This window comes from Vibrio sp. V30_P3S12P165 (genome assembly GCF_009904905.1).
Taxonomy (GTDB): Bacteria; Pseudomonadota; Gammaproteobacteria; order Enterobacterales; family Vibrionaceae; genus Vibrio; species Vibrio fujianensis.
Genome location: NZ_WXWH01000059.1, coordinates 1 through 20,225 on the forward strand (window position 1 = coordinate 1; position 20,225 = coordinate 20,225).

The window sequence follows — 20,225 nt, forward strand, 5'->3', positions numbered from 1 at the left end:
AGGTAGATGTAAGAAATGTTTAATATTTTTATGGTGTGTGTATAAATAAAATTATAGCAGTCAATATGGGTGCCAATAAAATTACTTTATTAACACCCTACAATACGATTATAGAGCAACAACGTTCGCAGCTTGAAGACCTTTCTGGCCTTGCTCTACATCAAAAGAAACTTTTTGACCTTCAGTCAAGGTTTTAAAACCTTCAGAAGCAATAGCACGGAAATGAACGAATACGTCAGCATTGCCATTATCTTGAGTTAAAAAGCCAAAGCCTTTCTCTTCGTTAAACCATTTTACTAAACCAGTTGTTTTATTAGACATATGTGTCCCTTAATTTAAAATTCATAAAATATACCGCAAAATGCGATGCACTGAGCTTGAATTATTGAATGTAACGATGAAGCTAAGGGAAACACTGAGGATTGCAACGGTGACGAAGATATTCCGAGGGTTTTACTACACTTTATTTTTCATTAATAACTCTGAACAACAGAGCGAAGCTATTATTAATCAAATAATCTATGATGTAAAGCATTATTTAAATGCTTTATTGCTATCCCCAAACAACGTGGAGTTGCAGGTCGGCGGCAAGTGAGTGACAAAATTTGTCTGGCACAATTTAGCCGTAGGCTGGCCTTTGATGAGAGCCACAGATGGCTCTCATCATCCCCATGAGCACCGGTTTTATTAAGTTGAACGCCTTACGCTCACCTTGTACTAAATGGGGTTTGTTCAAGAAAAACCTGAGGGGAAGAACCAAACGCTTTTTTAAAAGCTGCCGTAAAGTTGGATGGGTGTAAATAACCTGCTTCATAAGCCGCCTCGGTAATCGTCACTAAACCGCGTTCTAGTTTCTGACGCGCGAATTGCAGACGACGATGGCGGATGTAGTGTGCCATCGTCATATTAAGGCGATATTTAAACTTTCGCTGCAAAGTAGAGACGCTCATCGCATGTTGGTCTGCAAGCTTAGCCAAGCTAAGCTCATCGTAGAGATGCTGATCAATGTAATGTAGGACATCGTCAATGACACTTTCTGTTGGCTCATCGCGAGGTAACGCTGAACGATGATCAACCGTCGCTAGCGAGCACTGTAGCATGACGTCTTGGATCAATCGCCAACTCATCGCCTCTCGGGTAATATGCCAACTGAGCGTTTGCGACTCAGGCTTATTAAGCAAGTTCGCTACAGTTTGCCAGCTATCGGTAGCCAGCATCAAATGCGTGAATACTTTATCTTGTTGAATAAAATGATGCAGCGGGCACTCTTGGACTGCAAATGGTTGTAATTTGTCCTGCGGTAAGGTGATGGTGAGTTTACGTACTTGCATATCTTGATGTAGGCGACGATGGAAAATACAAGGCTGCAATACATTCACCATCAACGCTTGAGGCTCAACATTAGCCGACAAATTAAACTTAAGATCGTCATAAGCAAAACTTAACGTTCCTTCCATTAAAAGGATTATCACCAAGGCCGGTGCACTGGTCGTCACCACATCACAATCAATCAGTTCATGACTACAACCGCCATGCAAGGTAAACCCACTTGGGCTGGTGTATTCAATAAATCGACCTCGCGCTATTACGGGCTGATTGGATTGCTGAGCAATGATGACCTCATCCTGATCGGTGATGACATGACGCGCTAAAGTAATCGTTTGTCGTATTACTTGCTGAGCAGGCCTGTGCTTGTTTTCCATAACTGATGTGCGATTTTGCATAATCTGTTCAACTTTTTTCTCGATGGCTCTCAATTTAACATACATGCGAATTATTATCATTTGTATTTTTGAGGACTAAAGTCAGTATGGATATTTGCAATAAGTCAGCGTTATGGCTTGCCATCACCGCAGCAATATCAACCCACGCCCTTGCTCAACAAGAAACCGCACCAGATCAGAACAATATTGTCGTTTGGGGAACCAAAGTATCAAGCAGCTCAGAATCGCTGACGACCGATGATTTATCACTCAAACAAGCAGATCATATGTCAGATTTGCTACGTGATATTCCAGGTGTCGACGTCGGAGGAACACACTCAGTGAATCAACGAATCAATATTCGTGGCTTGGGTGAAACCGATCTAGATATTCGTCTCGATGGCGCTTCTCAACATGCCAATATGTTCCACCATGTCGGTAACTTAACCTTGAACCCTGATATTTTAAAATCTGCCAACGTTCAGGTCGGTAATAACTCCGTCACTCAAAGTGGTCTTGGCGGCGCAGTCTATTTTGAAACCAAAAATGCCAAAGATTTGTTGGTAGGAAGTGAAACGTTCGGTACTCGCGTGTTTGGTGGTTATTCTTCTAATAATAGCCGACAAGGCTCCGTGACTGTTTATGGTCAATTGAATCAGACTATCGATGCACTGATATATGTTCAAGGCATCTCCCGCGGTGATTTCAAAGAGGGTGATGGTCAAAAAACCTTTGGTGTTGAAGGGGATACCTATAATGTTCTTGCTAAAATCGGTTTTGAGCCAAGCGATGGACACCGTTTCCAGCTTGCTTATGACGCGTATCGTGATGAAGGTGATTACCGGCCACGAGCTGATATGGCGGGCAGCGCGAATGAAGGTTTGAGTCAAAATCGTTTAATTCCAACCCATTATGATCGCGATACCATTACTGGATCATATGAACTGAAGACAGCACAACACCAAGGTAAAGTGACGCTCTACAGTAGCCAAACCAAAATCGATCGTGATGAAAGCGTGATGGCTGGCGCTTGGCCAAGTAACCGCGTATCGCGCAATACCGCCACAAATCGCAATGTGGGTATTAATGCTCTCTTTCAGTCGGATTATCAACTGGCCAATCTTCGTAACCAAATTACCTACGGGATGGACTACATCGATCAAACCAGTAAAGCCAGCTATGGCAATACATCCTTTATGAAAGAATCAACGATTTCTACCGCAGCATTTGCAGAAAATAAATTATACGCCACTGAGGCTTGGTCACTCACTGGCGGCCTACGCTTCGATGACTTTCAACGCAAGGCCGTTACCGGTAAAAAAGACTTTGACCGGTTAACTTGGTCACTCGGTACAGAATGGGATGTGAATAGCAATTGGACTCTATTTGCCAATGCCCGTTCACTATTTAAAGGCCCAGAACTACTAGAGACTTTTGTTCGCTATCAAGATATTACTTATCTAGCGGATAACATCAAAGCAGAAACTGGTCTCAATACGCAAGGAGGTGTACGCTTTGACAAACAGTTTGGCGAACACTTCATCGGTACAAACCTTACCCTATTTAAAACCAAAATTAATGACCATATTCGTACAGACAATAATTACCTCATCAGCAATGTCGGTGATGTGGAAGTGAAAGGTTTTGAACTTAGCACCACCTACACTTATCAAACCTTGAGCACAAAGCTTGCGTACGCTCGATCAGATACCAAAGATTTAACCAATGGCGGGCCATTACTCAATGCGGATGACACCAGTGCCGATATGGGTGACAGCATAGCGCTAACACTGAGCTACCAAGCTGATTCAATTGATACGCTATTTGGCTGGAACTCTATTATCGTCTTAGATGAAGATAACGTGGTTCAAGGTAGCGCGAAAAAGGAAGGTTACGATGTGCACAACCTTTATGCGCAATGGACGCCATACACGGTACCAAACTTAGTGCTGACCTTCGGTATCGACAACGTATTCGATGAAACTTATACCTCTCACGCATCACGTCTTGGTGCAGCACGAGGTTTCACCTTGGATGATAAAGAACCAGGCCGTAGTTATAAATTATCCGCCGCTTATCAATTCTAATTTTTGAGGCACCATAAAAGCCCGTACCGTGCCGGTCTCTTGATCACATTTCTAGATCAAGAAACCGGCACGGGCGGGCTTTTTATGCGAGGAGTTTAACCATATCTGATCAATCAACATTCTGGACACATAGCAAAATACTTCATGGTGTTATGTCGCCATTTTGCGTGTAACGTGCCGATAATATGAGACAAATTCAAGGCCGCGTTGATAATGAAATCCGTCTTTGTTGCAGATACACCGATATATCAACATAGTCCTCAACCGCCACTAACACGTTACACGATTTTCGGTTGTCCATCTGAAGCCGTCGCGCCACCATCAACCGGTAAATTCACACCATTGATAAATGAAGCATCATCACTGGCTAAAAATGCCACTACCGCTGCTATCTCTTTGGGGTCAGCGGCTCGCCCTAGTGGGATACGTTCATTAAATTTATCTCGCACTGAATCCGACCAAGCATTGGTCATATTGGTTTTCACTAAGCTTGGGCATACCGCATTAACACGAACACCGTCTAAACCATGATCTAGTGCCATCGCACGCGTTAAATTGACGACAGCGCCTTTCGTCGCACAATAGAATGCAGCGCCCCAATCACCGCCTAAACCAGAAACTGACGCGGTGTTAACAATGCAGCCACGGGTTTTCAATAACTCTGGTAAGGCAAATTTAGCGCAGTAAACCACCCCATCGATATTGACTGCCGAAATTTTCTGCCAGTCTTCTGCGCTACATTCCAGTACCGTTCCGGGAATATGAATCCCCGCGTTGTTAATTAAAATATCCAGTTGACCAAAGCGCTCAACGCAGGCTTGAACTAAGGCGGCCACTTGCTGGGCATCGGATACATCTACTTTCTGCGCGGCAACACGAGCCTTATCAAAATGCTCTAAAGCATTCAGCAATTGCTCTTGATCCCAGTCAGCTAGCATCAACTGAGCGCCTTCATCATACAAACGCTGTGCAATCGCTAAACCAATGCCATTAGCGGAACCGGTGATGATCGCGACTTTATTGGTTAACCCTTTCATAGCAAAACTCCTTCATGATTGATTTGAAAAATAGGATCTTGATGCTGCTCACTACGAGCCTGCATTAACTTGTAGTTATCTGAATAGTCCACTGGAATCGCGACAACTGCTGGCCCTTCGACTTCCATGGCTTGGCGAAGGATAGGCATTAATTGATCCGCTTGGGTCACAGCAAATCCATGCGCACCAAACGATTGCGCGTAAGCTTGAAAATCAATTGGGCCAAATTTTACCCCTGAGCTGCGTTGATATTTTTGTTGTTCCTGCATTTCGACCATGTTGTAAGCATGATCAACCCAGATAATATGCACAATATTGCATCTTAAACGTACTGCGGTTTCTAACTCCATGCTCGACTGCATAAAGCCACCATCACCAGAAACTGAAACCACTTTATGTCCCGGTTTTAATAGGCTCGCGGCAATCGCCCAAGGTAGCGCAACGCCCATGGTTTGCTGACCATTCGAAACTAACATCTGCCGAGCTCGAAAGCAGCTTAAATAGCGCGCAATCCAAATATGAAAACTCCCCATATCAAGGCACAAGGTCGTATCGGGGGTAATGATCGCCTGCATGGTTTTAATCAAGCTTAAAGGGTGAAAACCTGCCGCCCGCTGTTTAATCGGATAGCTTTTGATAATATGCCTTTGCTGCGTCACTTCTTCTAAAATCGATAATGCCGTAGGCGATAAACGGACAAATTCCGTCATCTGTGCACAAAGGGCTTGTAACGTTGCTCCAATATGACCAATCATTTCAATACAAGGTTGGTAGTGTTGTTGGTACTGTGCTGGTTCAATATCAATATGGATAATCGGACAACGACGCGTATTCCACAGTTCTGGGTCGTATTCGATGGGGTTAAAGCCAATAGTGATGATTAAATCCGCTTCTTGCAGTAACACATCTCCTGGTTGGTTATTGAACAATCCGACGCGGCCAGCAAAATGGTGATAATAGTTAATATCTACCGCGCCTGCCGCTTGATAAGTCCCCACTACCGGTAACTGCATTTTTTGTAAAAATCGACTGATCATAGAGGCGGTCATTTGATCGCTTGCATGTAGGCCAAGCAGCACCACACAACGCTGTGCTTTACTGATCCGATTGGCAACCTCTTCAACCGCCGTTAAATCAGCATAGCCCGTTGGGCGATAGCTGGGAGGGATGACTAAATCGGTCTCCGTTTGATCACTTAACACATCTTGCGGAACACTTATAAAACATGCCCCTTGACGACCAGACTCGGCAATTCGAAACGCATTAGCCATGATTTCACTCGCCGCATCAACATGTTGGATCTCTGCGCTGTATTTGGTTACCGAGCGAAAAATGCTCACGGTATCCATACTCTGGTGAGTCTGTTTTTGCTGGTAAGTTCGTTTTACCGCACCACCAATAGCCAACATCGGATCGCCCTCGGCATTGGCCGTTGCAACACCAGTCACTAAATTTCCACAGCCCGGCCCTGAGGTCGCCAAGGTGACTCCCGCTTTACCGGTTAAACGGCCCATGATACCCGCCATAAACGCGCCATTGGCTTCATGTCTGACCGGGATCAGTTGAATGTGGGTATCTTCAAATGCGTCAAATAACCGATCAATTTTCGCGCCGGGTATACCAAACACATAACGAACACCTAAGGTTTCTAACTGTTGTGCAATTAACTGCGCCCCATTGCGCAAGGCATGATGAGATGACATAACCTTTCCTTTTTGACTGACAGAATGGTGGATTATTTTTCAGCCGCTTCGATGGCGGAATGAAGATCTTTTGGCATCAAATCAGCACCAAGAAACTCACTTGATACCGGCATATCAATCACTAAGCGCGACACACGACCGATTTGTAAAAAACCCGACGCAACGACATAATCTTGAACATGACCGCCCCCTGTTCTCGCTTGATCAATAAAGTGCTCATGGTAACCGGGGACATTAATCCCCGTGGTATATCGTGGGCTACGAAACCCCGCCATCACCCCCGATTGATGTTCAAAATGAAACATGGGCTGCTGTTTGATTGCTTCGAGCATCGGCCGATAAGGGCGCTGCTGTTTAGGAACGGTGCGGGTTTGGACGAATGGAAAATCCCCTTCAAGCCGAATCGCGCAAAATACATTGTCACTAGGCACCAAGCGATCGATAAGCTGATGCACTTCCTGACGGGTTAACGTGTCATTAATGGGTAATTCAATGTCTGGTTTAAAGAAAGTAAACACCGCAAACGGCGTTTTTTGATCAAGTTGAGCAGGATGCGCGGAACCATTGGCGTGCAGTTGGAAAACCTGACGATCAAAAGCGATCAATTCGCCATCCAATTGATTAAATGTCCCTAATCCGAAGTCTCCGTGTTTAAGCAGTTCGGCAATGGTTGTTGAACCTTCATAAACACCGGAAATTAAGCCGCTCATCAGCGAAGTTTGATAAATTTCTCCTTCTCCTGAGCCTTGCTGATAGTGAGAAAATTGTTGTGCAATCTGCTGAGGACAAGAACAGACCGCAGAGATAAAACGTTGCATCATTCAACCCTAATATGAACCAAAGCGTATATTTAGATTGACTTCATGCGCACAACAAATCCAATATAAAAAAGATTTATTTTGATATAAAAAAAATATGGATGAACCATGGAATTTCGCTATATGAAATATTTTGTCGCGGTTGCTAAAGCTAAGCATTTTACCCGCGCGGCTGAACAGTTGGGCATAGCCCAACCACCGCTGAGTCAACAGATCAAAAAATTAGAAGATGAGTTAGGCATTGCCTTATTTAAACGTTTATCTCGCGGAGTTGAACTTACTGCCGCTGGGGAAGAGTTTTATCATGATGCGCAGCACATTTTGCAAGAGGTTGAGTGCTGTCAGCGAAAGTTAGAACAAATTGCGCGCGGTGAAAAACAAGAGTTACGCATCGGGTTTGCCTCCTCAACAGCGAGCAGTCGTAGCGTTTTAGAGAATATCCGCCAATTGCATGAACAGTGCCCAACTCTCCATTTAATTGCCGTTGAACACTCAATGCCCGAGCTGGTTACGTTACTTAAACAACAGCGTCTAGAGCTGGCTTTTCTGCGTTTACCTTGCTATGCCAGTGAGTCACTCAAACAACTGATCTTATTTGATGATCCTTTTGTCGCTGTTACCCCAATCAGTCATCATTTAGCCGTTCACTCAACCATTTATTTAGCTCAGTTACATCATGAAAATGTGTTGATGTTTCCTCGTGATACAGGTCCTGCGTTATACGACCGTATTGAGGCAGCGTTACACAATGCTGAGGTACATATTGCTCGGCCTTACGCCACACCACAACTACGCACCGCGATTACCATGGCACAAGCCGGTTTTGGTATCGCCATTGTACCGTTATCTTTAACTGAGCATCTCGATCAATCCGTCGTTATACAACATCTTAACGACATGCCTTTTGTCAGTCAGGTCGCATTAGTATGGAATAGCCATCATCCCTTAATTAGTCACAGTATTCGATGTATGAACAGTTCTATCCCTAAACAACGTGGAGTTGCAGGTCGGCAGCAAGTGAGTGAAAAATTTGAACAGCCGTAGGCTGGCCTTTGGTGAGAGCCACGGATGGCTCTCACCATCCCCATGAGCATAGGCAGGCGATGTGATTGAACGTAGCCAGCACCCCTGCAGCTTCAAAATCCGTGAGTGCTATTGGACTAACTCAATCCGATTAAATTAGAAAAAGTACCTTAAGGCTTTAAACGCTTGAATGCGAATTTACCGACTCTGCAAATGAAATAAACTCTGCAAATGAAATAATTGTGGACGAAGATCATTCCCTTAACCCACAGTCTTAGTACAGCAGAGAAATTATGTAACTTATTGAAATTATAGCAAAATACTCAGCTAATCTTCTTCACTTAACCATGTCGCATACTGCTTGGTGTAGTAGCTGACAATGAAATCAGCTCCCGCTCGTTTTAGCCCAATAAAAGTTTCGTTCACTACTCGTTTTTCATCGAGAGCGCCGGCCAGAGCCGCAAATTTAATACTCGCATACTCACCACCTACTTGATAAGCCGCTAGCGGTAAATGAGTCTCTTGTCTTAAGCGGGAGAGAACGTCTAAATAAGGTGTGCCCGGTTTAACCATAAGAATATCAGCGCCTTCAGCTTCATCAAGAGAAGCTTCGAGTAAAGCTTGTCGACCATTGGCATAGTCAAGTTGATAGCCTTTCCTATCACCATTGAGTTCACAATCTACTGCCGCTCTAAATGGCCCGTAAAACGAAGAAGCAAACTTTGCTGAATGGGCCAAAATTGCCACATCATGATAACCAGCGGCATCAAGACCGAGACGAATCGCTTTTACTTGACCATCCATCATTGCTGATGGTGCTAACATGTCAGCACCCGCTTGGGCTGCGGTTAAAGATTGCTTGACTAAGTTCTCAACCGTAAGGTCGTTACACACTTTACTATTTTTTATGACTCCGCAATGCCCATGATCTGTATATTCACAGAAACAAATATCCGGGATGACCATCATATCTGGCACAGCAGACTTTATTATTTTAATCATACGTGCAAGTAGACCATGCTCATTCCATGTATCGCTTCCTTGCGCATCTTTAGTGTGAGATATTCCAAAAGGCATCACATAACGTATACCTAACGCATGAAGTTCTCGAACCTCATCCGCTAAATGACATTCAGGGATTCTGCTTATCCCAGGTAGAGTAGAAATTGGCACTGCTTGCTCTATATGCTCTTCGACAAATATAGGGTGAATTAAATCGCCTAGCTGCACATGAGTTTCTCGTAATAAATCTCGCATAGCTTCGGAACTGCGGAGACGTCTCAGTCGTCGTGTTGGGGCAGTATTCAAAATATCATATCCTCATTTAAGTTAATTGATGCAAGGGTTCGTTAGCTCCGGTTGACGCTCACCGTTTCCCAAGAGGTAACGTTTAGACTGTGGATATCCGCCTTCTAGCAAACCTGATGATTTATACACGCATGAGAACATACTGGATTCGGTGTCGTTGGTTCGCCCTCTATAAACCTAACCTTCGATCGACCAAACTGGTCACACAGTCCGCTAACGCCTTCACTTCGAAGAAAAGCCACCATTGAAATACCTTGATACCGCAAAACCTGTACTATTAATTATGCTTGATGGATCTTACGTTATCAGACAACAAGCCATAGCAGCATTTGATCGAGACAGAATTCCGGGGAAAATTACCTGTGTTGGCCGAAGTTTGAGTCAATGATGAAGTGCAATTAATGCTGGATTAGGAATTACCGTTCGCTCTTCTTTCAGTCACCCGGATACTGTTAGTAAATTGAAGAGCTAAAAATTTACGGTTGCTCCCATCAATCACATTCGTTGTAAGGGTTTAACCACACTGTCCAACCCTTCGATTTTTAATGCCAGGCAAAGCTGCAATAACTGACCTAATTCCCCTTCCGGAAAGCCTTTATTAGCGAACCATAATAAGTACTCTTCAGGTAAATCAATCAGCGCTCTTCCAGCATATTTACCAAAAGGCATCGGCATTCTGGCCAATTTGATGAGATTTTCTTTTTCTAACATCGATGAACCAAGCTCGGTAACGCACAGAAAAATTAGAATACAAAAAGTCTCCCAGGCAAAGCAAGCTCTGCGGGAGACTTAGTTGCTTAAAAGATCCCGATTAACCGCGTAAGATCATTTGCTCACGCTCAGGCCCCACAGAAATCATGGAGACGGGAACACCCAGCAGCGCTTCAATACGCTGTACATATTTTTGTGCAGCAATCGGTAAACTCTCAAATGTGCGGCAACCGGTAATATCTTCTTGCCAGCTCTCCATTTGCTCATAAATAGGGGCTAATTGTGCGGTTTGTGGCCAAATTGGGTTTTCGCTGTGGTTACCTTCATAACCGACACAAATTTTTAGATCGGCCAACCCAGTTAAACAATCAATTTTAGTCAGTGCCACTTCGGTCGCCGCTTGTAGCTCGACCCCATTACGCGTTGCTACCGCATCAAAATAACCCATATCACGTGGGCGACCGGTTGTTGCACCAAATTCATTGGCTTTTTCACGGAAGGCATCTTGCTCTTCCATCGCAGTGATTAAGGTGCCGGTACCCACAGATGAACTGAAAGCTTTCGCAACCGCAACCACACGTTCAGGACGTAACGCTGGTAAACCGCCGCCGAGACCAGCATAAGCGGAAGTCACATTCGAAGAGGTAGTCCAAGGGTATTCCCCATAAACTAAGTCACGACCTGCCCCTAGTTGCGCTTCAAACAGTAAGTGCCCCCCTTGTGCTTGGATCGCTTTAAGCGGTACGGTGACATTGCAGACGGCATCCAACCAAGGTTTTGACACGTCAAGTAACCATTGGGTCATCTCAGCGGCACTTTGACTAAATTCAAAGCTTGGATAAAGCGCTTTAAGCTGCGGTAATTTCCAATCTAACCAAAATTGAATACGCTCTTGTAGCACGTCTGGTTGTTTTAACCAACCGACTAAAATGCCTTTTTTCATCACTCGATCACCATAAGCCGGTGCAATACCTTGACGAGTTGAACCGTAGGCGCGATCAGCTAATCGAGCTTCTTCTAGTGAGTCTTCTAGGGCATGTAGAGGTAAACATAGCGTAGCTCGGTCTGAAATGGCTAAACGCAATGGCACACCAGACTGCTCAACTTCTGCCATTTCTTGTGCTAATAGCTCAGGGCTAATTACCATGCCTGGGCCAAGTACCGCTAAACAATCTGGGTTAAATACGCCGCTCGGTAGTTGGTGCAATTTAAACGTACCAAATTCATTCACTACGGTGTGACCGGCGTTATTTCCGCCTTGAAAGCGAACACTGGCTGAGGCTTGATCTGCTAAATAATCAACAATACGACCTTTACCTTCATCACCCCAGTTCGCACCAACGACAACAATAGACGACATAATTTACTCTCCTTAAAAGCAATAAAGCTCATCCTATGCTCAATATTGAAATAAGAAAAATTAATTATTATTATAATGCCAATAAGAAAATCATATCGATATAACCCTAAGTAAAATGCACGGAGCCATCATGCTTGATTTCAACTGGTTAAATACTTTCGTAACCTTGGCTAAATATCAGCACTTTGGCAAAACAGCAGTAGCGCTACATATGACTCAACCCAATGTCAGCCTGCATCTTAAACAGTTAGAACAGGTAACCCGAGTTAAACTAGTTGAACGAAATCCCTTTCGCTTAACTCAAGCAGGCGAGCGCTTACTGATCAGTGCAGAAAAAACACTACTGGAGCTACAAGTTTGTCAGGCTGATCTCAATGCGATTAATGATCTGCATCAAGGAACGCTGACGATAGCTGCCAGTGACATTATTTCCCGGTTATTGTTGATCGGCCCTTTCCAGAAGTTTCGTCAACACTACCCAGGTATCGATCTCTCTTTATTTAACACCACGTCTTCTCAAGCGGCTGAACTGGTCAAAAGTGCTAAAGCCGATTTAGGATTCGTGATCGCACAAAAAGAAGAATCTCCCATTCACTTTACCAAACTGCGTCAGGTTGAATGGTGTGCGTTAGGAAATGGTTTACAAAAATGGCAAGCAATTGCCAATTCCCCATTACTTCACAAAGACGATCAACATCAAGAGCGAACCACCGATGAACCAACCTTGATTCTATTGGGTCATGATACTCGAACCCGAGAGCTGATTGATGTCGCACTTCCACAACTGCATTTGCCTAACTATCGAATCATGGAGGTGGGCAGTGTTGATGCACAAATTGATTGGGCTGAAGCTGGATTTGGCGTAGCGATTATTCCAACGTTCTCTGTCAATCCCAAACGCCAACTAAAGACCACCATTACACCTCTTCCTGATTTTTCCACCACCAGCTTGGGCTATATCGTGCGACAAAATCAGCGATTATCTCGTGCCATTAAACAGTTATTAGTGTGGGTGGATGAAGAAATTCAAAAATCGCAACCGTTGACTCGCTAAACTCACGCTGTTGAATTTTTGTTCGATATTAATCAAAAATGATGATTTCACCATCACATTAAAATTCGTTTGAACACACACTATCGTGTTATGCGGGTGCAGTTCCACTGCTGTATTTAATGGAATAAAAAGATATACGCCACCTCATTTAAGTCACAATATACTGAAATAGTTATTTATTTACTTCGTAAAATAAATTTAACCTCTCAGCGGTCACAGAAATAACTCCTCACAAAAATAGAATTACCACAAAGTTTCGAACGAAGCATTTTATATTTCGTTCAACAATTTTAGCTGATTAAAAACCACGGATGGATGGTACGAAAAGGAAGCGTATTTTCAGTTGCGTAAGTGTTCTCCCAGCAATTTAATGACTATACGAGGCGACTATGTTTGGGATCTTTAAACCACAAGCTCATATTGAGCGACTATCAAAAGAGCGGATAGATAGCACCTATTCACGGCTACGTTGGCAGCTATTTATCGGAATTTTCGTCGGCTATGCGGGGTATTATTTAGTACGTAAAAACTTTAGCCTTGCTATGCCTTACCTGATTGAACAAGGCTTTAGTCGCGGTGAGCTTGGTATTGCTTTGGCTGCTGTATCAATCGCTTATGGGCTATCAAAGTTTTTGATGGGCAGTGTTTCTGATCGCTCCAATCCACGCTATTTTTTAAGTGCAGGCTTATTACTCTCCGCGCTCGTCATGTTCTGTTTTGGCTTTATGCCATGGGCGACGGGCAGCATCACTGCCATGTTCATCTTACTCTTTTTAAATGGTTGGTTCCAAGGAATGGGCTGGCCCGCCTGTGGACGAACCATGGTTCACTGGTGGTCTCGCAAAGAACGGGGAGAACTGGTTTCTGTTTGGAACGTTGCACATAACGTTGGTGGCGGATTAATTGGCCCTATTTTTATTTTGGGCTTGTGGCTATTTCATGATGACTGGCGCACAGCATTTTACGTACCTGCTTTTTTCGCCGTATTAGTCGCAATATTTGTTTGGTTAACCATGCGTGATACTCCTCAGTCGTGCGGTTTACCATCGATTGAAGAGTATAAAAACGACTATCCTGAAAATTATGATCAATCTCATGAGAATGAGATGACGGCAAAAGAGATTTTCTTAAAATATGTTTTAAATAACAAACTGTTGTGGGCGATTGCCATTGCGAATGCGTTTGTTTATCTCATCCGTTATGGTGTTTTAGATTGGGCTCCTGTTTATTTACAAGAGGCCAAAGCGTTCACGGTCAATAAATCTTCATGGGCTTATTTTCTCTACGAATGGGCAGGCATCCCCGGCACACTTCTGTGTGGTTGGGTTTCCGATAAAGTGTTTAAAGGTCGCCGAGCACCTGCCGGCATTCTTTTTATGGCACTGGTTACTTTAGCCGTATTGGTTTACTGGTTTAACCCACCGGGTAACCCTATGGTTGATATGATTGCACTGATTGCTATTGGGTTCTTAATTTATGGTCCGGTCATGCTTATTGGTCTATATGCGTTAGAATTAGCGCCTAAAAAAGCCGCAGGAACCGCCGCAGGCCTAACCGGTTTATTTGGTTATTTAGGTGGCGCGGTTGCAGCTAATGCTATCTTAGGTTATACCGTAGACCACTTTGGTTGGGACGGAGGATTTTTTATCCTAACCGGCTCATGCATCGTTTCTATTCTCTGTTTGCTTTACGCTTTCATTGGTGAACGCGCCTACCACAAACAAAAAGAGGAAAACGAGATAAAAACAGCGACCCTTTAGGCTAGCTGTATACGCAAAGGTCGCTTTATTCTGTCAGCGACCTTTGTTTTCTCTGTTGACTTATCGAGTGCTCAACGATCACCTCATCAACCAAAAATAAGCGTCTCCCCGGGTCTAACTTGAGATAATTTCGGCCCTAACAGATGAATGGTACCCGGTAATTCAGGGGTAGGCTGACCATCAAATTTTAATGTGACATGTCCTAACATCGCTAAGTTGTGATTCGCCAACTCTCCTACTGATGTCACAATATAGGCTCGCTCTCCAATCATCAGGGTACTCTGCCGATCGATATTTGCCGCTAATAAGCTATGACGACGAATCAAAAAACAGTAGTCTTGCACTTCTTGCGGTGCTTCTATGCCAAATAGAATCATCATATCATCATCCAGCGCGTCATAAGCGTGCTCACCCACACCCGCGATACTCGCAATAAATTGATACATAACTACCTCACTGATAAATGAAATAGGAGAAGCCCCAAGCCAATAATACGGTAGGAGCCCCAGTCAAAAAGCGAGAATAGAGCACAGAAGGCACCCCTACTCGTACTGTTTCCGGTTTAGCTTCGGCAAGGCCAAGGCCGACAGGGATAAAATCACAGGCCGCCTGAGCATTAATAGCAAAAAGGGCGGGTAATGCGAGGTGAGCAGGGATAGTCCCCATTCCAATTTGCGTGCCGATTAACACCCCAATAACTTGAGCAATCACAGCTCCTGGCCCTAAAAATGGCGAAAGCAACGGAAAAGAGCAAATTAATGCTAAGGTAATTAACCCCAACGGATGACTGGCTAATGGTGCTAAACCATGCGCAATCAGGTCACCTAAGCCAGAGGCGAGAATGACCCCAATAAGCATGGACACAAAAGCCATAAAAGGGAGTAATGTTTTTAAGACGGTGTCTATCGTTTCTCGTCCGGCCTGATTAAAGGTCGCCATGACCGACCCCATGCCCATACCGATTTTAGCGATTAAACCATCACTCTGCTCTGATAACTTACGGTCAGTATCGAAGTTATGATGAGTAGAAACGTTCTGCTCATTTTGCTTTTCAACGAACCATGATGCAGCCTGATCCACTAATCTAAAGCACCCGGACGTGACAGAAGATACATAAATTTGTTCGTTAATATATTGGGCCAATGGGCCACTCTTACCCGTCGCATGAATATTTAAGGTTGGAATATTTTTTTTAGGGTATAAACCACAACGTAGCGTGCCACCACAGTCAATCACCACACAGGCAATATCACGCTCTTCAACATAATGTTGAAACCCGTCGATGGCTTCCATGCCTGTTAAAGTGACGATTTCCTCAATGAATGCCGGTTTGACACCTGCGGTGATGTAAACAATTTTTTTATGTGTTTCAACCGGAATATAGAGTGGGCCACCCCATCCTCCTTTTCCAGAGGTTACCTCAAGTATTGTCATTCTGGCTTCTCACTGATATTCACCTGATCACTTAATTCCACTCCTTGCTGCTTAGCCACCCAAGCAGTGGTAAAATCGGTCACCCAACCTCGGAAAAAATTGGTCACTACGCCAACGAGTAGATAAGCAATGGCTAATGGGCCCAACGACAATCCCTGTTGGGTCACACCGGCAGCGACGCCAAGAAAAATAAATAGCTCACCCGGGTTAACATGAGGAAACATGCCATTCATTGTATGGCAACTGTAGGAAGCGGAAGCATAAAAGGAGGGTTTATATTTTTCTGGAAGAAAACGTCCTAAACTTAATACCATCGGATTACAAAACACAAAAGTGCCAATCGTCGGCAACAGCAAATATCTAGAAAGAGGATTTGAAGCACTTCTTTGCGCCAGTCGTTCAATTTTGTCTTGCCCCAAAAAGCGAGTGAACGCGTTCATTGCAACAAGCAAGCAAACCAGTAAGGGAAGTATATTGGTCACCATATCGGTGAACACTTCTCCTCCTCTTTTAAATAAGCCAATAAACCAATCTGCACCGATAAGAATCCAATCCATTTACCACACCCATCAAATGACCGAATACAGAGTGTTTCTCTTATTGATCATTTAAAAAAGAGGTAAAAGAGAAAATCGTGAATTTCATCACCACAAATTTTCATTTCAAAAAACGAACAGTGAAAAATCACTAAAATCGACTATCGTTTCATAGGCCACTACTCACCGACACAAATCACTTTAATTCCTTGTTTTTCAAGTGAGTGGACATCTTCTATCGAAATCCTATGATCGGTAATGAGTATGTCTATTTTTTCTAAAGGCACCACAACATTCGGGCTGCGACGGCCAAATTTACTAGAATCAGTCACGACAATGATCTGGCTAGCAGCCTGGCACATGGCTTGGCTAACCTGATAAGCTTCATTATATGTAGTCGTTCCTTGTGTTAAATCAAAACCATCAGCACCAATAAAAAGCTTATCAAAGGAAAAATGTTGAAACGCGCGTTCGGCCACTTGACCATGAAAGGAAGCGGATTTACGTCGATAAGTGCCCCCGGGCATAAGTACAGTATGTTCGGTATCTAAATCTGCCATCGCATTAACAATATGCATACTGTTCGTCATCAGGGTCAACGACGTTAACCGCTCAAAGTGTGGCACCATTTGTAAGGTTGTACTGCCACAGTCTAAAATGATTGACTCGCCTTCATGAACCAAGCTAGCCGCCATTTGAGCAATTTGGCATTTCATTTCCAAATTCACCGTCTGCTTCTCATCCATGGAACGATCTTCACCATGAATAAAGGGCGTTTGACAAGCTTCAGCAGCCCCATAACGACGAATGACCAAAGCTTCTTCTTCTAATGATCGTAAATCACTACGAATGGTTGCTCCTGATGTTTTGAAAATTTTCGCCAACTCATTGACCGATGTCTTGCCATGACGACGCAAAAACTGCAGTAACTGTTCTCTTCTATTATCTAGATTCATATCATTCACTTAACGGTTATACTGTGATTAGTTTAACATTAAATTTTCACATTGAAAGAGATAAGCCCACAGTGTTGCCGATTAGTTTGAAAATGCGACGTTTATCGCTTCTTGTAACGGTTTATCTAAGTGCATCACTTGCTCATGGTTAATCGGTGAGCTTAAACCTATTAAATCAGGCAGCGATTTGGGTCTGGCAAAAATTGTGACTCCCCGCATCACTTTGGCGTCAATAATGCGGTGACTTTCATCTTCAACGAAGACCACAATGGTTCTAGGTTTCCAGCGACTGCGAGTTTTACCTATTTTCACTTGTCCTCGCTTTGCAAGAGATTGCAGCATCCTATTGAATGCTCTAATTTGCAAAAAACCCAGCGCAATCTGGCCACCCCAAGCACATAAAGCTAATACGATTAACCATGTTGTCTCATCCATATTCGTTGCCCTCATTTAAAAAAAGGGGCAAGCAAAGCCTGCCCAATGACTTCAGAAGCATATTGACGCTAAAATCCTGGGGGAAGGATTAAAACATCACTTGTCCACCGGTAATATTGATTGATTGTCCAGTGCAATAAGCCGCACTATCGCTGGCATAAAAGGTCAAGACATTCAGTACATCTTGATAATCACAACCCGCTTTTAATGGCACTTTATCAATATAAATTTGTTCCACTTCAGACTCTGCCACTCCCAATTTCTTGGCATACTGAGGAATCAAAGACTGAAACATCGGGCTTTTTAATAAATTCCCCAGCATCAAAGAATGTACGGTAATTTGATGTTCAGCAAGATCTAACGCCAATGATTGCGTTAGCCCTACCCCACCAAATTTCGCCGCAGAATAACCACTGTTATGTTTTGAACCCACTTTACCAGACTTCGAATTGATTTGAATAATCCGACCGCCTCGCCCTTCTCTAATCATCACTTTAGCGACTTCTCGAGCACATAAGAAATAGCCGGTCAGGTTCACATTAATCGAAAGCTGCCATGCATCGAGGGGAAATTGATCAATCTTAGCCGCGGTTGCGGTTCCCGCGTTATAGACCAGAAGATCAACTCGTCCAAACGCCTCATCAACTTGATGAACCATATGGCAAACACTCGCTTCTTGAGTGGCGTCTACGGCAATGCCCATCGCTTTATTGTCACCATATTGCTGACAAATCTGCTCAGCAACCGAGCATGCATTCGACTCATTCAGATCAGCGACGGCAACGGTATAGCCTTCAGCGGCTAACCCTCGAGATAGAAACTCACCCAAAGTTTGGCCACCACCTACCACCAATGCTACTTTATCCATGATTCACTCCAACTTTTATTTGACATCTTACTTACGATATAAAAACTTTAACTAACAAAACGTTACGACTTAAAAAAGGTGATCTGTTCTCCGCAAATGATTTGTGTTGGTTTCTGCCCATCTACATGAAGACAACCGGGATACTCAGCTTGCGCTAGCGCATCAAAACGAATCGTGATGTGCCCTAGTTCAGCTAAGTTTTGGTTCACCACCTCACCAACCGAGGTAATGGGATAACGTTGCTGACCAATCATTAAGGTGTAGCCAGCTTCAATCGGCGCTTTCAACGTATCGTGACTATGAATAAAACAGTAATCGGCAGCATCTTGTGGTGCGATTTGGCTAAAGATAATCATCATGTCATCTTCTAAAGCTTCATAAGCAAAAGCACCAATTCGTTCAACTTGTACTTGATAAAGGGCAGACATCACTTCGTCTCCTTATTGATAAATAAACATTGAAACAAACCAAGCGAGCATGACGGTGGGAGCCCCTGTCAGAAAACGGGAATACAAAACAGAAGGCACACCAATTTCAACCGTTTTCGGTTTCGCTTCAGCCAAACCTAAGCCCACAGGAATAAAGTCACAGGCCGCTTGCGCATTGATTGCGAATAACGCAGGTAACGCTAATTGCGGTGGAATATTACCTAACCCGATTTGGGTACCCACTAATACACCGATGACTTGGGCAATCACCGCACCCGGGCCCAAAAAGGGAGACAGTAAAGGAAAGGAACAAATCAGCGCTAAGGTGATCAATCCGAGTGGGTTCTGAGCCAAGGGAGTCAACGCATGAGCGATAAGATCGCCAAGCCCTGACGCCATAATCACTCCAATGAGCATCGAAACAAAGGCCATAAAAGGCAAAATGGTTTTTAAAACGGTATCAATCGTTTCTCGACCCGCTTGGAAAAAGACCGCCATAACTGACCCCATCCCAATACCAATTTTGGCCAGTAATCCATCACTTTGTTGCGTCAGCTTTTTACTGGTATCAAATTTATTCTGAGTTGCTTCTGGTTGACTAAGGTCGTGAGTGACCGTCGAAGCACTTACATCATCGCCTTGATATAAAAAGATATTTTTATCTCTAACACCAGAGACGTAAATATCTTCAGTAATGAATTGTGCCAAAGGGCCACTTTGACCAGTGGAATGAATGTTGATGGTAGGAATACGTTTTTTAGGATATAACCCACAACGTAAGGTTCCACCGCAATCGATCACGGCCACACCAATTTCATCATCACTAATGGTGGTTTTAAAACCATCGACCGCTTCCCATCCAGTTAGCTCGGCTAGCTTATCGACAATGCTGGGACGTGTGCCACCGGTGATATAAATAATTTTTTTATTGGGTTCAATCGGTAAACGTAAAGGGCCACCCCAACCACCATTACCTTTTTCAATTTGAATGTAATTCATTATCT

Annotated in this window: 20 protein-coding genes; 4 read left to right on the plus strand and 16 right to left on the minus strand. The window is 43.8% G+C overall.

The genetic code is table 11. From position 1 onward, the window contains the following. Positions 1–108: 108 nt before the first annotated feature. The gene (gene cspE / locus CAG57_RS11725) at positions 109–321 is read right to left on the minus strand and encodes a transcription antiterminator/RNA stability regulator CspE (RefSeq protein ID WP_099611012.1); all 213 of its coding nucleotides are present in this window, start codon (positions 319–321) and stop codon (positions 109–111) included. Positions 322–707: 386 nt separating this feature from the next. Beyond that, positions 708–1,784, minus strand: coding sequence for a helix-turn-helix transcriptional regulator (locus CAG57_RS11730; RefSeq protein ID WP_099611011.1), 1,077 nt, complete (start codon positions 1,782–1,784; stop codon positions 708–710). Between the two features lie 26 nt (positions 1,785–1,810). Here CAG57_RS11730 and CAG57_RS11735 point away from each other — a divergent pair, with 26 nt between their 5' ends. Further along, positions 1,811–3,790, plus strand: a complete 1,980-nt coding sequence (locus CAG57_RS11735; protein ID WP_161427824.1) for a TonB-dependent siderophore receptor — start codon at positions 1,811–1,813, stop codon at positions 3,788–3,790. A gap of 278 nt (positions 3,791–4,068) precedes the next feature. Here the strand turns inward: CAG57_RS11735 and CAG57_RS11740 are convergent, their stop codons facing one another. The 3 genes from CAG57_RS11740 to budA are packed head-to-tail and all read right to left on the minus strand — an operon-like array spanning position 4,069 to position 7,348. Further along, entirely contained in the window at positions 4,069–4,827 is a 759-nt protein-coding gene (locus CAG57_RS11740; protein ID WP_161427825.1) for an SDR family NAD(P)-dependent oxidoreductase, read from the minus strand. Further along, on the minus strand, positions 4,824–6,530 hold the full coding sequence (gene alsS / locus CAG57_RS11745) for an acetolactate synthase AlsS (RefSeq protein WP_161427826.1): 1,707 nt from the start codon (positions 6,528–6,530) through the stop codon (positions 4,824–4,826). Before alsS ends, CAG57_RS11740 begins: the two co-directional genes overlap by 4 nt. 32 nt (positions 6,531–6,562) lie before the next feature. Beyond that, positions 6,563–7,348, minus strand: a complete 786-nt coding sequence (budA, locus tag CAG57_RS11750; RefSeq protein ID WP_161427829.1) for an acetolactate decarboxylase — start codon at positions 7,346–7,348, stop codon at positions 6,563–6,565. A gap of 108 nt (positions 7,349–7,456) precedes the next feature. Here budA and CAG57_RS11755 point away from each other — a divergent pair, with 108 nt between their 5' ends. Continuing rightward, positions 7,457–8,392, plus strand: a complete 936-nt coding sequence (locus CAG57_RS11755) for a LysR family transcriptional regulator (protein ID WP_161427827.1) — start codon at positions 7,457–7,459, stop codon at positions 8,390–8,392. Between the two features lie 306 nt (positions 8,393–8,698). On the opposite strand, the gene hemB is transcribed toward CAG57_RS11755, so the two are convergent. From hemB to CAG57_RS11770, 3 genes are all read right to left on the minus strand, one after another. Next, positions 8,699–9,679, minus strand: coding sequence for a porphobilinogen synthase (gene hemB / locus CAG57_RS11760; RefSeq protein ID WP_202597884.1), 981 nt, complete (start codon positions 9,677–9,679; stop codon positions 8,699–8,701). Between the two features lie 495 nt (positions 9,680–10,174). Continuing rightward, positions 10,175–10,390, minus strand: a complete 216-nt coding sequence (locus CAG57_RS11765; protein WP_099611006.1) for a DUF3820 family protein — start codon at positions 10,388–10,390, stop codon at positions 10,175–10,177. A gap of 100 nt (positions 10,391–10,490) precedes the next feature. Then, complete coding sequence (locus CAG57_RS11770; RefSeq protein ID WP_099611005.1) at positions 10,491–11,750, minus strand: adenylosuccinate synthetase; 1,260 nt, start codon at positions 11,748–11,750, stop codon at positions 10,491–10,493. Positions 11,751–11,880: 130 nt separating this feature from the next. Between CAG57_RS11770 and CAG57_RS11775 the strand changes: the two genes are divergently transcribed. Further along, on the plus strand, positions 11,881–12,804 hold the full coding sequence (locus CAG57_RS11775; RefSeq protein ID WP_161427828.1) for a LysR family transcriptional regulator: 924 nt from the start codon (positions 11,881–11,883) through the stop codon (positions 12,802–12,804). Positions 12,805–13,193: 389 nt separating this feature from the next. Then, on the plus strand, positions 13,194–14,564 hold the full coding sequence (gene glpT, locus CAG57_RS11780) for a glycerol-3-phosphate transporter (RefSeq protein WP_161431106.1): 1,371 nt from the start codon (positions 13,194–13,196) through the stop codon (positions 14,562–14,564). Between the two features lie 86 nt (positions 14,565–14,650). Here the strand turns inward: glpT and CAG57_RS11785 are convergent, their stop codons facing one another. From CAG57_RS11785 to srlE (CAG57_RS11820), 8 genes are all read right to left on the minus strand, one after another. Beyond that, positions 14,651–15,010 (minus strand): PTS glucitol/sorbitol transporter subunit IIA, encoded by a 360-nt coding sequence (locus CAG57_RS11785; RefSeq protein ID WP_161431108.1) that lies wholly within the window; start codon positions 15,008–15,010, stop codon positions 14,651–14,653. A 7-nt stretch (positions 15,011–15,017) separates the two neighbouring features. After that, positions 15,018–15,998 (minus strand): PTS glucitol/sorbitol transporter subunit IIB, encoded by a 981-nt coding sequence (gene srlE, locus CAG57_RS11790; protein WP_099611003.1) that lies wholly within the window; start codon positions 15,996–15,998, stop codon positions 15,018–15,020. Beyond that, the gene (gene srlA, locus CAG57_RS11795) at positions 15,995–16,555 is read right to left on the minus strand and encodes a PTS glucitol/sorbitol transporter subunit IIC (protein ID WP_099611002.1); all 561 of its coding nucleotides are present in this window, start codon (positions 16,553–16,555) and stop codon (positions 15,995–15,997) included. The genes srlE (CAG57_RS11790) and srlA overlap by 4 nt, the downstream gene beginning before the upstream one ends. A gap of 158 nt (positions 16,556–16,713) precedes the next feature. Then, positions 16,714–17,490 carry a glucitol operon DNA-binding transcriptional repressor SrlR gene (gene srlR / locus CAG57_RS11800; RefSeq protein ID WP_099611001.1) on the minus strand — a complete coding sequence of 259 codons (777 nt, stop codon included), beginning with the start codon at positions 17,488–17,490 and terminating at the stop codon, positions 16,714–16,716. An 81-nt stretch (positions 17,491–17,571) separates the two neighbouring features. Then, positions 17,572–17,925, minus strand: coding sequence for a transcriptional regulator GutM (locus CAG57_RS11805; RefSeq protein ID WP_161427043.1), 354 nt, complete (start codon positions 17,923–17,925; stop codon positions 17,572–17,574). Between the two features lie 88 nt (positions 17,926–18,013). Further along, complete coding sequence (srlD, locus tag CAG57_RS11810; protein ID WP_099610999.1) at positions 18,014–18,793, minus strand: sorbitol-6-phosphate dehydrogenase; 780 nt, start codon at positions 18,791–18,793, stop codon at positions 18,014–18,016. Between the two features lie 62 nt (positions 18,794–18,855). Beyond that, on the minus strand, positions 18,856–19,221 hold the full coding sequence (locus CAG57_RS11815) for a PTS glucitol/sorbitol transporter subunit IIA (protein WP_161427044.1): 366 nt from the start codon (positions 19,219–19,221) through the stop codon (positions 18,856–18,858). 12 nt (positions 19,222–19,233) lie between these two features. Then, positions 19,234–20,220: a PTS glucitol/sorbitol transporter subunit IIB gene (gene srlE, locus CAG57_RS11820; protein ID WP_161427045.1), complete on the minus strand. Its 987-nt coding sequence runs from the start codon at positions 20,218–20,220 to the stop codon at positions 19,234–19,236. Positions 20,221–20,225: the final 5 nt, after the last annotated feature.

What these genes read in the sequence shown, in the direction of transcription:
- budA (WP_161427829.1), bottom strand. Translation starts at nt 7,348, where the DNA reads ATGCAACGTTTTATCTCTGCGGTCTGTTCTTGTCCTCAGCAGATTGCA.
- CAG57_RS11765 (WP_099611006.1), bottom strand. Translation starts at nt 10,390, where the DNA reads ATGTTAGAAAAAGAAAATCTCATCAAATTGGCCAGAATGCCGATGCCT.
- CAG57_RS11785 (WP_161431108.1), bottom strand. Translation starts at nt 15,010, where the DNA reads ATGTATCAATTTATTGCGAGTATCGCGGGTGTGGGTGAGCACGCTTAT.
- CAG57_RS11775 (WP_161427828.1), top strand. Translation starts at nt 11,881, where the DNA reads ATGCTTGATTTCAACTGGTTAAATACTTTCGTAACCTTGGCTAAATAT.
- cspE (WP_099611012.1), bottom strand. Translation starts at nt 321, where the DNA reads ATGTCTAATAAAACAACTGGTTTAGTAAAATGGTTTAACGAAGAGAAA.
- CAG57_RS11735 (WP_161427824.1), top strand. Translation starts at nt 1,811, where the DNA reads ATGGATATTTGCAATAAGTCAGCGTTATGGCTTGCCATCACCGCAGCA.
- srlR (WP_099611001.1), bottom strand. Translation starts at nt 17,490, where the DNA reads ATGAATCTAGATAATAGAAGAGAACAGTTACTGCAGTTTTTGCGTCGT.
- srlD (WP_099610999.1), bottom strand. Translation starts at nt 18,793, where the DNA reads ATGGATAAAGTAGCATTGGTGGTAGGTGGTGGCCAAACTTTGGGTGAG.
- srlE (WP_161427045.1), bottom strand. Translation starts at nt 20,220, where the DNA reads ATGAATTACATTCAAATTGAAAAAGGTAATGGTGGTTGGGGTGGCCCT.
- CAG57_RS11770 (WP_099611005.1), bottom strand. Translation starts at nt 11,750, where the DNA reads ATGTCGTCTATTGTTGTCGTTGGTGCGAACTGGGGTGATGAAGGTAAA.
- alsS (WP_161427826.1), bottom strand. Translation starts at nt 6,530, where the DNA reads ATGTCATCTCATCATGCCTTGCGCAATGGGGCGCAGTTAATTGCACAA.
- srlE (WP_099611003.1), bottom strand. Translation starts at nt 15,998, where the DNA reads ATGACAATACTTGAGGTAACCTCTGGAAAAGGAGGATGGGGTGGCCCA.
- CAG57_RS11740 (WP_161427825.1), bottom strand. Translation starts at nt 4,827, where the DNA reads ATGAAAGGGTTAACCAATAAAGTCGCGATCATCACCGGTTCCGCTAAT.
- glpT (WP_161431106.1), top strand. Translation starts at nt 13,194, where the DNA reads ATGTTTGGGATCTTTAAACCACAAGCTCATATTGAGCGACTATCAAAA.
- CAG57_RS11755 (WP_161427827.1), top strand. Translation starts at nt 7,457, where the DNA reads ATGGAATTTCGCTATATGAAATATTTTGTCGCGGTTGCTAAAGCTAAG.
- CAG57_RS11815 (WP_161427044.1), bottom strand. Translation starts at nt 19,221, where the DNA reads ATGTCTGCCCTTTATCAAGTACAAGTTGAACGAATTGGTGCTTTTGCT.
- CAG57_RS11730 (WP_099611011.1), bottom strand. Translation starts at nt 1,784, where the DNA reads ATGATAATAATTCGCATGTATGTTAAATTGAGAGCCATCGAGAAAAAA.
- srlA (WP_099611002.1), bottom strand. Translation starts at nt 16,555, where the DNA reads ATGGATTGGATTCTTATCGGTGCAGATTGGTTTATTGGCTTATTTAAA.
- CAG57_RS11805 (WP_161427043.1), bottom strand. Translation starts at nt 17,925, where the DNA reads ATGGATGAGACAACATGGTTAATCGTATTAGCTTTATGTGCTTGGGGT.